Genomic DNA, 12,548 nt, shown 5'->3' with positions numbered 1-12,548 from the left:
TGGTGCCCTCGGTACGTGTGACGCGGCGCCGGGCGCGGACTCATCGGACGGCCGGCCGATGAATCCGCGGCGCCCGGTGCGTCATACGGGGGTGACCGAGGTGACGAGCCCGGCCGGCCCGCGGTCCGCGGTGCCGGACGACGAGGTGGCGGCGGCGCTGGCGGGTGACCAGCGCGCGTTCGCGGCGCTGGTCCAACGCCATCGCGCGGAGCTGCACCTGCACTGCTACCGGTTCACGGCGTCGACCCAGGACGCGGAGGACCTGGTTCAGGAGACGTTCTTGCGCGCGTGGGCCAAGCGGGCGAGCTTCCAGGGCCGTTCGACCTTCCGCGCGTGGCTCTACGGGATCGCGACGCACGCTTGCCTCGACGCGCTCCGGCGCCGTCCGAGGCGGGTTACGCCGCCGGAAGTCGCCGGGCCGGCGGATCCGCGCGCCGATCCCGGCCCGGGTACGGATCTCGCGTGGCTGGAGCCCTACCCGGACCGGCTCCTCGAGGACGTCGTGGCCGCCGGCGTGGATCCCGAGGCGATGCTGGTCCGGCGGGAGGCGACCGAACTGGCGTTCCTGGCGGCGATCCAGCACCTGCCCCCGCGGCAGCGGGCCGTGCTCATCCTGCGGGACGTGGTCGAGTGGCCGGCCGCGGACACGGCCGCCGCGCTCGGCTCGACGGTGGCGTCGGTGAACAGCGCGCTGCAGCGCGCACGGGAAACGCTCAGGAGGCGCTGGGTGCGCAACGACGCCGATCGCCGGGCGATCGCCCGGCTCAGCGAGGTCGAGCAGGTCCTGCTGGCGCGCATGGTCGACGCGTGGGAGCGCACCGACGTCGACGAGGTCGCCGCGCTGCTCGGCGCGCGGGCCCGGCTCGTCATGCCGCCCACGACGTCCTGGTACGACGGGCGGGACGCGATCACGGAGTTCCTCGCCGCGCACGCGTTCACGCCGGGCATGACCGGCCGCGTCCGGGCGACCGCCACCGCGGCGAACCGGCAGCCCGCCCTGGGGATCTACCTCCGCGACGGGAACGCGCGGTTCCGGCCGTTCGCGTTGCTCGTCCTCACCGTCGAACGTGAGCTGATCACCGAGATGGCGCTGTTCCACTTGCCGCGGCTCTTCCCGCTGTGCGGGCTGCCCGCCGAGTGGTGACCGAGGATTCGTTGCACCGCAACGGTTCGGTAGGGCGCCGACCTCAGCTGTGAGCAGGACCAGCACCGCCTGGACCGACCGCCCATCGCCGAGCCCGACCTGGCAACGAAGGACCGCGCACTGAGCGGAGCGGTCGTCGCGAATTCGAGCCCTGCGCTCTCCGGCGCTTGACGTCTTCGACGCGCCCAGCCTATGGTCCTATCGCATAGCGATGTAGAGATATCGCACAGCGATAATAACGGAGGTGGCGCGCATGACTCGCTCGGATCGAGCCGAGGCGGGGCGAACCGCGGCGTTGCCCGCCACGGCGCGCGCGAGCGTGGCGCTGCCGGACGCGACGGGTGAGCTGCGGTCGTTCGAGGTCGTGCCGCCGGAGGCGGACGAGGGGTGGCTGGAGGTCATCGCGTCGGGGATTTGCGGCACGGACGTCGGGTTGTTCGGTCGTGGTGTCGCGGCGCCGACGGTGCTGGGCCACCACGTGGTCGGGCGAGTGGCGGCGCTGGGCGCGGAGGCGGCGCGACGGCGAGGCCTCGGCATCGGGGACCGGGTGGTGCTCGAGGAGTACCTGCCGTGCGGGCGGTGCGAGACGTGCGCGACCGGGCCGTACCGGCTGTGCCCCGCGACCGATCTGTGGCGAGGCGGCCGCCGGGTCGGCCTGATTCCCGCCGCGGAGCGGCCCGGACTGACGGGCGGCAACGCGGAGTACACGTTCTTGCCCGCCAACGCGGTGACGCACCGGGTGCCGGCCGGGCTGAGCGACGAGCTGGCGGCGTGGGTGCTGCCCTACGCCAACGCGATCGACTGGGTCACCGGCGCCGGCTCGGTGCGCGGCGGGGAGACCGTTGTCGTGCTGGGGCCGGGCTACCACGGCCTCGCGGTCGCGGCGGCGGCCCGCCGGTTCGGCGCCGGCCGGGTCGTGGTCACCGGGCTGCCGCGGGACGCCGAACGGCTCGCGATGGCCGAGGCACTCGGGGCGACACCGCTCGTCGTGAACCCCGCGGACGGCCGGATCGGCGGCCTGGCACCGGGTTCCGCCGATCTGGTGGTCGACACCGTGGGCAGTGATCCGTCGGTCGTGGGTCCCGCGGCCGACGTGCTCGCGCACGGCGGGCGGCTCGTGCTGACGCACCCGAAGCAGCCGGCCCAGGTCTCGTTCGACTCCGCGCTGATGGTCCGGCAAGGCCTGCGCATCGCGGCGGTGCGGGGCCGCTCGCCGGAAGCCGTCGCTGCGGCGATCGAGTCGCTCACGGCCGGGGATTCCGGGCTCGAGGCCGTCCCGACGGTGGAAGTCGGGCTGGCCGACACCGCCGCCGTGCTGGCGCGCCTGGCCGCCGGGACCGGCCCGGAATCACCGCACGTCGTCGTCCGCCCCTCGGGCTGACCCGCGCCTGCAACCCGGCCACACCACCACGGAAGAGGAGTTTCCTTGCTGACCCACGAGCAGAACGAGCGGCTGGTCCACACCAACAAGGGTACCGAGATGGGCACCTTGCTGCGCCGCTACTGGATTCCGGCGCTGCTGGCCGAGGAGATCCCGGCGCCCGACTGCCCGCCGGTGCGGGTGCAGCTGCTGGGGGAGAAGCTCATCGCGTTCCGCGACACCCACGGCCGGATCGGGCTGATCGACGAGTTCTGCAGCCACCGCACCGCGTCGCTGTTCTTCGGCCGCAACGAGGAGTGCGGGCTGCGGTGCGCCTACCACGGCTGGAAGTACGACGTCGAGGGCAACTGCGTCGACATGCCTTCCGAGCCGCCGGAGAGCCGCTTCCGGGAGAAGATCAAGCAGACCGCCTACCCGTGCGTCGAACGCGGCGGCGTGATCTGGACCTACCTGGGGCCGTCCGAGCTGAAGCCCGCGGAGCCGGAGCTGGAGTGGCTGACGCTGCGCCCCGAGCAGCGGTTCGTGTCGAAACGCCTGCAGGAAACCAACTTCATGCAGGCGATGGAAGGTGGCATCGACTCCAGCCACGTATCGTTCGCCCACCGCTTCAACATGGACGACGACCCGATGCACGCCGGGACCGCCGGCCTGGAGTACCTCAAGGCCGACACCCGCCCGAAGTTCGAGGTCATCGAATCCGACGGCGGCCTGCTGATCGGCGCCCGCCGCAACGTCGATGACGAGCAGTACTACTGGCGGATCACGCAGTGGATCATGCCGTGGTACACGATCATCCCGCCGTTCGGCACGCACAACCCGCTCGGCGGGCACGCCTGGGTGCCGATCGACGACGAGACCTGCTGGGCCTGGAGCTGGAACTACCACCCCACCCGGGACCTGCGCGAGGACGAGGTCGCGTCGATGCGCCGCGGTGAAGGGATCCACGCCAAGTACCTCCCCGGCACGTACCGGACGCTGGCGAACAAGGACAACGACTACCTCATCGACCGTGAAGCCCAGCGCGAGAAGCGCAGCTTCAGCGGCGTCGAAGGCATTGCGGCGCAGGACTTTTCGCTGCAGGAGAGCATGGGCGCGATCGTGGATCGCACGAAGGAACGCCTCGGCACGAGCGACGCCGCGATCATCCTCGCCCGCCGGCGCCTGCTCGCCGCCGCTGAAGATGCCACGGAGAACAGCGGCTCGCTGCCGGGGGACCACGTCGAGCACCACCGCGTGCGCTCGGCCTCGGTGCTGCTGCCCAAGTCGGTGCCGTTCAACGAAGGCGCGCGCGACGCGCTCGTCGTCCACCCGGGCGAAGAGTTCGTGTCCATCTGATCCGCACACCGATCCGGAAAGGACGGAGCCAGCCCATGGCCGAGGTTTCCTGGCCACGCCGGTCCTACGAGGCCGGTGTCCTGCTGATCCCGCTCGACGACGACGCCCGGGCCTGGGCCACCGCCCGCACCGGGCGCGAGCTCGCGGGGATCACTGCCGCCGACGCGTTCCTGCTGTCCGCGCAAGAGAGCTTCGAACCGGAACCGTTGCCGGTCACCGGCGAAGGCCACGCGGTCAGCAGCCCCGTCGAACGCGCGGTGCACGAGGCCGACGTCGTCGTGCTGTTCGCCCACGACCTCGCGGCGGTGGACCGCGGTGCGGTCGGCGCGATCGGCGACGCGGCCCGGCTCGCGGGGAAGCTGCTCGGCGCGATCGTCGTCAGCCCGGGGGCCCGGTGGGCAGAGCCGGCGGCGCACCGCGCGGTGACGGCGATCCGCGAAGCGGCCGACAACGTGGTGATCCTCAAGGACGACACGTTCGTCACCGCGTTCCTGCAGGTGCTTCGCGGCGGCGCCCGCGACACGGTGAGCGAGGGGAGGCCGCGATGACGACCGAGCAGACCCGCACCGTGCGCGTGGTGCAAGCACGCTGGGAAGCCGACGGCGTGGTGTCCCTGCGGCTGCGCGCCGGCGACGGCACCCCGTTACCGCCGTGGGAACCGGGCGCGCACCTGGATCTCGTGCTGCCGTCCGGTTCGGTCCGCCAGTACTCCCTGTGCGGCGAACCGGACTCGGCGGACTACACCGTCGCCGTTCTGCGGGAGGCGGCCGGGCGCGGCGGTTCGGCCGAGCTCCACGACACGGCCCTGGTCGGACGTGAGCTGCGGATCCGGGGGCCGCGCAACCGGTTCGAGCTCGAACCGGCGCGGCGCTACGTCTTCGTCGCCGGCGGGATCGGGATCACGCCGCTGCTGGCGATGATCCGCCGCGTCGCCGCCCGCGGGCTGCCGTGGGAGTTGCACTACGGCGGCCGCCGCCGCGACACCCTCGCCTTCACCCGCGAGCTGACCGCACTCGCCGAGCGCAGTGTGGGGGAGCTCCACCTGCGCAGTGACGACGTCGAGGGACCGCTGCCGCTGACGGAGATCGTCCGTGGCGCCCCGGCGGGGGCGATGCTGTACGCGTGCGGGCCGGGCGGATTGCTCACTGCGCTGGCCGGCACCGTCGAGCGGGAGAACCCCGCGCTGGCTCTGCGGTTCGAACGCTTCACCGCCGCACCGGCCGAACCCGCCCCGGGCGGTGCGGCGTTCGACGTCGAACTCGCCCGGACCGGCGGCAGCGTCACCGTCCAACCCGGACAGTCCATTCTCGACGCGGTGCGCCAGAAGCTCCCCGACGTCCTGTATTCGTGCGAAGAAGGGTTCTGCGGAACCTGTGAAACCAAGGTGCTCGAGGGTGAACCCGTGCACCGCGACACCCTCCTCAGCCCGAAGGAACGCGCGAAGAACACCACGATGATGATCTGCGTCGGCGGCTGCGCGTCCGCCCGGCTCGTGCTCGACCTCTAGCCGCGGCCTTCCTCCCCGGCCCCGGTTTCCCGGCTGTTCCCCACCACGGAGGCTCAACGATGAGCGTTGTCCCGGCGGCTCCGATCGCCGTGTCCCCCTACCGCTGGCTCGTGCTGTTCGCGTGCTGGGCGTCTTTCACCCTCACCTCCATCGACCGCTCCACCTGGGGCCCGGCGGCCGTGTTCGTCGGGCAGGGCCTCGGTGTCCCGCTCGCGAGCCTCGGCGCGTTCGCGACCGCGTACTACGTCGGTTACGTGGTGTCGAACGCGATCGGCGGGGTGCTGTCCGACGCGATCGGCAGCCGCCGCACCCTCACCGCGTCGCTGTTCGGCGCCGGCGTGCTGATGATGGTGTTCGGCTCCACCAACTCGGCCGCGCTCGGCATCACCGTTCAGGCGCTGGTCGGGCTGTTCGCCGGTGCCGACTACGCCGCCGGCATCCGGATGATCACCACCTGGTTCCGCCCGAACGAACTCGGGCTGGTGATCGGGGTTTTCCTGACCGCGACCTCCGTCGGGCTCGGCATCGCCAACGCCGTCGTGCCCAGCCTGATCGCCTGGCACAGCTGGGAAACCAGCTACCACCTCTTCGGCGCGACCTCGATCGCCTTCTCCGCCGTGCTGTTCGTGGCGCTCAAACCCGGCCCGCTGGGCGCGCCGCCGGTGGCCCGCAACCCCGGGACCCGCCGCAAGCTGTTGCCCGACTTCTCCCTCGTCGTGCGCAACCGCAACCTGTTCGTCGTGTGCCTCGCCGGGTTCGGCGGCTTCTGGGGCGTGTACGGGTTCGTCACCTGGGCCAATGCGCTCATGATCAAGGGGCACCACATCGCGCCCGCCACCGCTGGCCTCGTCGTCGTGGTCTTCTCGGTCATGGCCGCGATTTCCAAGCCCCTGCTCGGGTTCATCGCCGACAGGTTCTTCCCGCACCGCCGCAAGACGCTGATCATCGTGCTGATGGGCGTGTTCGGGGTCCTGCTGATCGGGTTCGGCGCGCTCGCGGCCACGGCCTCGTTCTTCTGGGTCGGCGCGGTGCTCGGCCTGTTCGCCTACGCGGCCACGACCTTGCTGGTCGCCCTGGTCCCGACGCTCGTCCCGGCGAGCGTCACCGGGACCGCGGCGGGCACGACCAACGCGATCTGGCAGCTGGGCACCACGATCGTCCCCGTGGTCGTCGGCGCGGTCTTCGCGAGCACCGGATCGTTCCTCGCCGCGTTCGCCACCCTCGCCGCCGGTCCGCTCGCGGCGACGGTGCTGATGTTCGGCGTCCGCGAACGTCGTCCCGATACCACGCCCGAAGGTGCGCCCGCAGGCACGCCGACGTCGCACGCGGCGTGACCCGGGCTCAGCGCGGGTCGAGCGCGTGGCTCAGCTCGGCCGCGGCCTTGCGCACGAGTTCGACGATCAGGTTCTTGCGGTCCTCGTCCATGCGGAACGCCGGGCACGGCGCGGATATCGCGGCGACCGGCTTGCCGCCGTCGTACACCGCGGCCGAAGCCGCCCACACGCCTTCGTCGATCTCCTCGTTGCTGATCGAGTAACCGCGGGCGAGGTCGCGTTCGACCTCGGCGAGGAACTCGTCGCGGCCGTGGGCCGGCGGCTGGGCGCCGGATTCGAGCGCGGCGTCGAGGTAGCGGGTGCGTTCGTCCACGGTCATGGCACCCAGCAACAGCCGCACACTCGCGCCGCGCAGCAGCGGCAGCGGCTGGCCCGGTTCGAACGACAGGCGGAACCGGCTGGGCGTTTCGACGCGGTGGAAACACATCGGCCGGCCGGCGACCATGCGCATCAGCAGCACCGCTTCGCCGCTCTGCTCGGCCAGCCGCCGCATGGGCGGCTCGGCCAGGTCCACGATGGGCGTGGCCTGCCGGGCGGCCCGGGCCAGCGCGGCGACCCGCATCGTGAGGTGGTAGCGGCCCCGGGCGCCTTCTTCGATCAGGCCCATGTCCCGCAACATCGCGACGTAGCGGTGCGCCGAGGGCACCGGGATGTCGAGCTGCTCGGCCAGGTCCTTCACCGAGGCGCTCGGGTGCTGTTCGGTGAAGGCGAACAGCATGTCCAGTGCTCGGCGCGCACTGTCGGCGCCGGATTTCGCGCGTGTCACCCCTGTGTCCTCACCTGGTGCCGGGACCGGCGTTCGCGGTCTCCCTGAGATCCCGATTCGAAGGTATCACACAGTGATAGCAGATGGGACTGTGTCGGTCGGCGGCTTGGCTGTCCTACGCGGCCGCGGCGAACTCGTCGATCAGGGCGGCGAGTTCCGCCGGCCGCGACGCGAACGGCGAGTGATCACTGTCCGCAGTGAACACCGGCTCGATCCGCGCGGCGCGGTGCAGCACGCGTTGCGCCGCGACGGGAAGGGCGCGGTCACGCAAGCACTCGACGTACCCCCGGCGCACCGTCCCGATTCCCGCCGCGGTCTGGGGGACCGGCTGGGTGAGCAACGCCCGGGTCTCGGGCACGAGCCGCTGCGCGAACGCGTCGGCGATCTCTTGCGGGCAATCGCCGTAGAAGGCCTCGCGGGCGTACTGCGGCGGGATCGTCGACGTTCCGGTCTCCGGGTCCCGCACCTGGTGCGCGGTCAGCGACCCGGCGACTTCCGGCAGGGCCAGCAGGTCGCCGAAGGTCTGGCCGTTCCCGGGCACGAAGGCCGCCACGTACAGCAGGCCGCTGATCAGCCCCGGGATCTCCTGCGCCGCTCGGCTCACCGGCACGCCGCCCATGCTGTGCGCGACCAGCGTCACCGGCTCACCCGCCGCCCGCACCGCCTCGACGACGGCGTTCGCGAAGTCGTCGAGGCCGAAGCGGCCCACGCGCGCCGCATCGCCGCGGCCCGGCAGGTCCACCGCCGTCACGCGATGGCCGGCGCCGGTCAGCAGCGGAACCAGCGGGTCCCAGCACCACGAACCGTGCCAGGACCCGTGAACCAGGACGACGGAGCGTGACACGCGATCTCCTCCTCACCGTGTTCTCTCGGATAGAGATAACACATGATCGGACGGTGAGGTCCGGACCGCGTCGCCGGGGCTCGGTCAGAAGTTGCCCTTCGCGGACCACCCGCCGTCGACGGCGTAGACGAGCCCGGTCAGGAACGAGCCCTCGCGGAAGAAGTAGGCGACCATCGACGCGATCTCCTCGGGCCGGCCGAGCCGCCGGATGAGGTGGGCGTTCGCGTTGGCCTGCTTCATCTCCGGGGTGATGTCGGCCAGGATCGGGGTGTCGATGGTGCCGGGCGCGATCGCGTTGATGAGGATGTTGCGCTCGGCGTATTCGAACGCGGCCTGCCGGGTGAGCGCGGCCACGCCACCCTTGGCGGCGCTGTAGGACGCGAGGTTCGGCAGCCCCCGCAGCGCGGCGAGCGAGGAGATGTTGACGATGCGGCCGCCGCCGCGCTCGATCATCCCGGGGATCACGGCACGCATGCCGAGCCACGGCCCCTTGAGGTCGGTGCCGATGACGTCGTCCCAGGCCTCCTCCGTGAGCCCGACGACGGAATCCTCGCTGATCATGTTCACCACGCCCGCGACGTTGGCCAGGTAGTCGATCCGGCCGAGGCGCCCGAGCACGTCGCCCACCGCGTCCGCCCACGCAGCGGCGACGCGCACGTCCAGCACCACGCCCTCGCCGGAACCGCCGTCGGCTTTGATGTCGCGCACGGTGTCCGCGCAGTCCTGGATGTCCGCGCACACCACGTGCGAACCGTCCTGGGCCAGCCGGATCGCAGTGGCGCGCCCGATGCCCTGCGCGGCACCGGTAACGAGGGCGACAGTGTTCGTCGAAGTCATCTCCGACCTCCGGGGACGGGGTAGCTGCGTTGGCGTCCTCCAGTGAAACCACGCGCTCGCTCCCGGGTACAGCCCATCCGGTGGCCGCCGTTGTAGACAGCCACAACGGCGGACTCCGGGATGGTCAGCTGAGCGCCGGGATGATCTCCCTCGCGATCAGGTCCGCGTGGTGGGCCTGGTCGAACAGCGGTGTGAACAGCACGAGCTCCGCGCCGGCGGCCTGCACTTCGCGGACGGCGCGCACGCAGTCGTCCGGGGTACCGGCGATGGTGGCGGCCTCGACGTCGGGGGAGAGGCCGCCGTAGAGGGCGGTGAGTTCGGCGTTGACGCGTGCGCGGGCGCGCGCGGCGTCGGCGTCGATGGCGACGTAGACGCGCTTGGCGATTTCGAAGTCCGGGCCGGGGTTCTCCGAACGGACGAACCGGACTTGGTCGGCGAAGGCGGCGGTCGGGGTGGAGCCCGCGCCGAAGAAGCCGGTGCCGAGGTTGAGGGCGCGGCGCAGGGCCTTCGGGCCGCTGCCGCCGAACCACAGGGGCGGGTGGGGTTTCTGGAAGGGCCGGGGCGTGATGCCGGCGCCGGACAGCTGCCAGAAGTCGCCGTCGTGGTCGACGGTTTCCTGGGTCCAGAGCGCCTTCAGTAGTTCGACGCCTTCGGTGAAGCGGGCCAGGTAGCGGTCGGGTTGCATGCCGAACGCGGCGTACGGGCGGTTCTTGCCGCCGGAGCCGACGCCCATCTCCAGGCGGCCGCGCGACAGCTGGTCCAGGCTGGCGGTGCTCTTCGCCAGCTGCGCCGGGATGTGCAGGGTGGAGACGAACACCGTGCAGCCCAGCCGAAGCGTGTCGGTGCACGCGGCGGCGAAGGTCATCGCCTCCATCGGGCTGAGCTGCGGCCGCCGGCCGAACACGGCCTCCTGCGTCCACGCGCTGTGGTAACCCGCTTCCTCCGCCCGCGTCAGATACTCCCGGAACGCGCCGGGATCGAACGAACCGTCCGAGTAGTACTGCGGAATCGCAATCGCATACCTCACGACTCGATCTTACGGCCGGGGAGCCGTTCCGGCCTCGTCGACCAGGCTTCGCGGAAGCCCCGCCACGGCGCGGAAAACGTGTTCACCGCGCCGTGGCACGGGACTACGCGGGCACGGCCGGGAGCACCGGGGCGTCGGTCCGGGCCCGGACCGACGCGGCGTCTTCCCCGGGCGCCAGTGACACCAGCCGCAGCCCGGCCGGGGTGACGTCGAGGACGGCGAGGTCGGTGATGATGCGGTCGACGACTCCGGCGCCGGTCAGGGGGAGTGTGCAGCGCGAGACGAGCTTCGGCGCGCCGTCTTTCGTGACGTGGTCGGTGAGGACCACGACCCGGTTCGCGCCGGCGACGAGGTCCATGGCGCCGCCCATGCCCTTGACGAGGGTGCCGGGCACGCTCCAGTTGGCGAGGTCGCCGTTGGCCGCGACCTGGAACGCGCCCAGCAGAGCCAGGTCGATGTGCCCGCCGCGGATCATGGCGAAGGACGTGGCGGAGTCGAAGAAGCTGGCGCCGGGTGCGACGGTCACGGTCTGCTTGCCGGCGTTGATCAGATCGGCGTCCTCGTCGCCTTCGAGGGGAAACGGGCCGAGGCCGAGGATGCCGTTCTCGCTCTGGAGCGTCACGCGGACGCCGTCGGGCACGTGGTTCGCGACCAGGGTCGGGATGCCGATGCCGAGGTTGACGTAGTCGCCGTCGCGCAGTTCGCGGGCGGCGACGGCGGCCATCTCGTCGCGGGTCCAGCTCATGCGTGCGCCACCTCCTCGGTGCGCACGGTGCGCACGGTGCGCTTTTCGATCGGCTTTTCGCGGTCGCGCGCGGCGACCAGCCGGTTCACGAACACGCCGGGGGTGACGACGTGGGCGGGGTCGGTGAACTCGTCGAGCAGGTGCTCGGTTTCGGTCACGCAGATCCGCCCGCACGCGGCGACGAGGGGGTTGAAGTTGCGCGCGGCGAGCCGGTAGGTCAGGTTGCCGGCGGGGTCGGCCGTGCCGGCGTGCACGAGCGACAGGTCGGCGACGATGCCGCGTTCGAGCACGGCGGTCCGTCCGTCGAATTCCGCGTGCGGCTTGCCTTCCGCGACCGGGGTGCCGGCGCCGGTGGGTGTGTAGAACGCCGGAATGCCCGCGCCGCCCGCGCGCAGCCGTTCGGCGAGCGTGCCCTGCGGCACCAGTTCCACGTCGAGCTCACCGGCGAGCGCTTGCCGCGCGAAGAGCTTGTTCTCCCCGACGTAGGAAGCGACCACTTTGGACACCTGGTGGTTCTCGAGCAGGATCCCGAGGCCCAGTCCGTCGACGCCCATGTTGTTGGACACCACGGTCAAGTCGCGCACCCCGGAGTCCCGCACCGCTTCGATGAGGTCCGCCGGGATGCCGCTGAGGCCGAACCCGCCCACGGCGACGGTCATGCCGTCGCTCAACACGTCGGCGATCGCTTCGGCGGCGCTGCCGTAGATCGTCGGCAAGGCACGCTCCTTCCTGTTCACTGAACGATCGATCAGCACACCCCAATTCACCGCGGAGCACGGCGTCAACACCTCGGCTCGAAGCTCTCACGTGGTAATCGGCTGCTTGTCGGGGCGTTCACTGAGTGAACGTAAGCTGGGCTCATGACGAACCCGCCCGCCCACCTCATCGGCCGCGTGGCGACGGTGCTGCGCGCGCTGTCGAACGGTGAGGGCTCGACCACGTCGGAGGTGGCGCGTGCCGCCGGGCTCGCTCGCCCGACCGCGCACCGCTTGCTCACGGCGCTGGCCGAGGAGGGGTTCGTCGACCGGGAGCACCGCAGCGGGCAGTGGCACCTGGGCCCGGAGCTGTACCTGCTCGGGGAGGTCGCCGCCCAGCGCTACGACGTGACCGAGCACGCGCGCGCCAGCGTGCACCGGCTGGCCGAAGCGACGGGGGAGAGCGCGTTCTTCTCCGCGCGCCGCGGTGACGAAACCGTGTGCCTGGTGCGCGAAGACGGCAGCTTCCCGATCCGCTCGTTCGTGCTCTACGAGGGCGCGCGGTTCCCCCTCGGCGTGGTCTCCGCCGGACTCGTCGTGCTGGCGATGCTGCCCGACCGCGAGATCGACGACTACCTGGCCCGCGCCGACCTCACCGCCAAGTGGGGACCCGAGCACGGCGCGGACGCCCTGCGTACCCGGATCACGCGGACGCGCGAGGCGGGTTACTCACTCAACCCCGGCCTGGTCGTCGAAGGCAGCTGGGGACTGGCCGCCGCCGTGTTCAACCGCGCCGGCGCCCCCGCGTGGGCCCTCACCATCACCGGCGTCGAGTTCCGCTTCCCCGAGCAGCGCCGGGCCGAACTCGGCGCGCTGCTGCTGCGGGAAGCCCACCACCTCACCGGGAAGCTCGGCTCGGCCGGAGGGTAGCCA

Annotated in this window: 13 protein-coding genes; 7 read left to right on the top strand and 6 right to left on the bottom strand. The window is 71.7% G+C overall.

Annotated elements, in window-relative coordinates:
* Nucleotides 1-91: 91 nt before the first annotated feature.
* From ACIA77_RS23935 to ACIA77_RS23910, 6 genes are all read left to right on the top strand, one after another.
* Nucleotides 92-1,144: an RNA polymerase subunit sigma-70 gene (locus tag ACIA77_RS23935; protein WP_395888173.1), complete on the top strand. Its 1,053-nt coding sequence runs from the start codon at nucleotides 92-94 to the stop codon at nucleotides 1,142-1,144.
* Between the two features lie 253 nt (nucleotides 1,145-1,397).
* The gene (locus ACIA77_RS23930) at nucleotides 1,398-2,525 is read left to right on the top strand and encodes an alcohol dehydrogenase catalytic domain-containing protein (protein ID WP_395888172.1); all 1,128 of its coding nucleotides are present in this window, start codon (nucleotides 1,398-1,400) and stop codon (nucleotides 2,523-2,525) included.
* Between the two features lie 45 nt (nucleotides 2,526-2,570).
* Nucleotides 2,571-3,860: an aromatic ring-hydroxylating dioxygenase subunit alpha gene (locus ACIA77_RS23925; protein ID WP_395888170.1), complete on the top strand. Its 1,290-nt coding sequence runs from the start codon at nucleotides 2,571-2,573 to the stop codon at nucleotides 3,858-3,860.
* A 35-nt stretch (nucleotides 3,861-3,895) separates the two neighbouring features.
* Nucleotides 3,896-4,408, top strand: coding sequence for a hypothetical protein (locus tag ACIA77_RS23920; protein WP_395888169.1), 513 nt, complete (start codon nucleotides 3,896-3,898; stop codon nucleotides 4,406-4,408).
* The gene (locus tag ACIA77_RS23915; protein ID WP_395888168.1) at nucleotides 4,405-5,367 is read left to right on the top strand and encodes a PDR/VanB family oxidoreductase; all 963 of its coding nucleotides are present in this window, start codon (nucleotides 4,405-4,407) and stop codon (nucleotides 5,365-5,367) included. Before ACIA77_RS23920 ends, ACIA77_RS23915 begins: the two co-directional genes overlap by 4 nt.
* 59 nt (nucleotides 5,368-5,426) lie before the next feature.
* A complete protein-coding gene (locus ACIA77_RS23910) occupies nucleotides 5,427-6,701 on the top strand; it encodes a nitrate/nitrite transporter (protein WP_395888167.1) in 1,275 nt (424 codons plus the stop codon).
* A gap of 7 nt (nucleotides 6,702-6,708) precedes the next feature.
* Here ACIA77_RS23910 and ACIA77_RS23905 read toward each other — a convergent pair whose 3' ends face one another.
* From ACIA77_RS23905 to ACIA77_RS23880, 6 genes are all read right to left on the bottom strand, one after another.
* Entirely contained in the window at nucleotides 6,709-7,467 is a 759-nt protein-coding gene (locus ACIA77_RS23905; protein ID WP_395888166.1) for an IclR family transcriptional regulator, read from the bottom strand.
* A gap of 115 nt (nucleotides 7,468-7,582) precedes the next feature.
* A complete protein-coding gene (locus ACIA77_RS23900) occupies nucleotides 7,583-8,311 on the bottom strand; it encodes an alpha/beta fold hydrolase (protein WP_395888165.1) in 729 nt (242 codons plus the stop codon).
* A gap of 84 nt (nucleotides 8,312-8,395) precedes the next feature.
* On the bottom strand, nucleotides 8,396-9,148 hold the full coding sequence (locus tag ACIA77_RS23895) for an SDR family NAD(P)-dependent oxidoreductase (protein WP_395888164.1): 753 nt from the start codon (nucleotides 9,146-9,148) through the stop codon (nucleotides 8,396-8,398).
* A 124-nt stretch (nucleotides 9,149-9,272) separates the two neighbouring features.
* On the bottom strand, nucleotides 9,273-10,175 hold the full coding sequence (locus ACIA77_RS23890; RefSeq protein ID WP_395888163.1) for an LLM class flavin-dependent oxidoreductase: 903 nt from the start codon (nucleotides 10,173-10,175) through the stop codon (nucleotides 9,273-9,275).
* Nucleotides 10,176-10,278: 103 nt separating this feature from the next.
* Nucleotides 10,279-10,920, bottom strand: a complete 642-nt coding sequence (locus ACIA77_RS23885) for a 3-oxoacid CoA-transferase subunit B (RefSeq protein ID WP_395888162.1) — start codon at nucleotides 10,918-10,920, stop codon at nucleotides 10,279-10,281.
* A complete protein-coding gene (locus ACIA77_RS23880) occupies nucleotides 10,917-11,636 on the bottom strand; it encodes a CoA transferase subunit A (RefSeq protein WP_395888160.1) in 720 nt (239 codons plus the stop codon). Before ACIA77_RS23880 ends, ACIA77_RS23885 begins: the two co-directional genes overlap by 4 nt.
* Before the next feature lie 144 nt (nucleotides 11,637-11,780).
* Here ACIA77_RS23880 and ACIA77_RS23875 point away from each other — a divergent pair, with 144 nt between their 5' ends.
* Nucleotides 11,781-12,545 carry an IclR family transcriptional regulator gene (locus ACIA77_RS23875; protein ID WP_395888159.1) on the top strand — a complete coding sequence of 255 codons (765 nt, stop codon included), beginning with the start codon at nucleotides 11,781-11,783 and terminating at the stop codon, nucleotides 12,543-12,545.
* Nucleotides 12,546-12,548 lie beyond the last annotated feature (3 nt).

It is taken from the genome of Amycolatopsis sp. NPDC051903 (genome assembly GCF_044452505.1).
Lineage (GTDB): Bacteria > Actinomycetota > Actinomycetes > Mycobacteriales > Pseudonocardiaceae > Amycolatopsis.
Note: the sequence above shows the minus strand (reverse complement) of the source record. Positions and strands in the feature narration are given on the sequence as shown.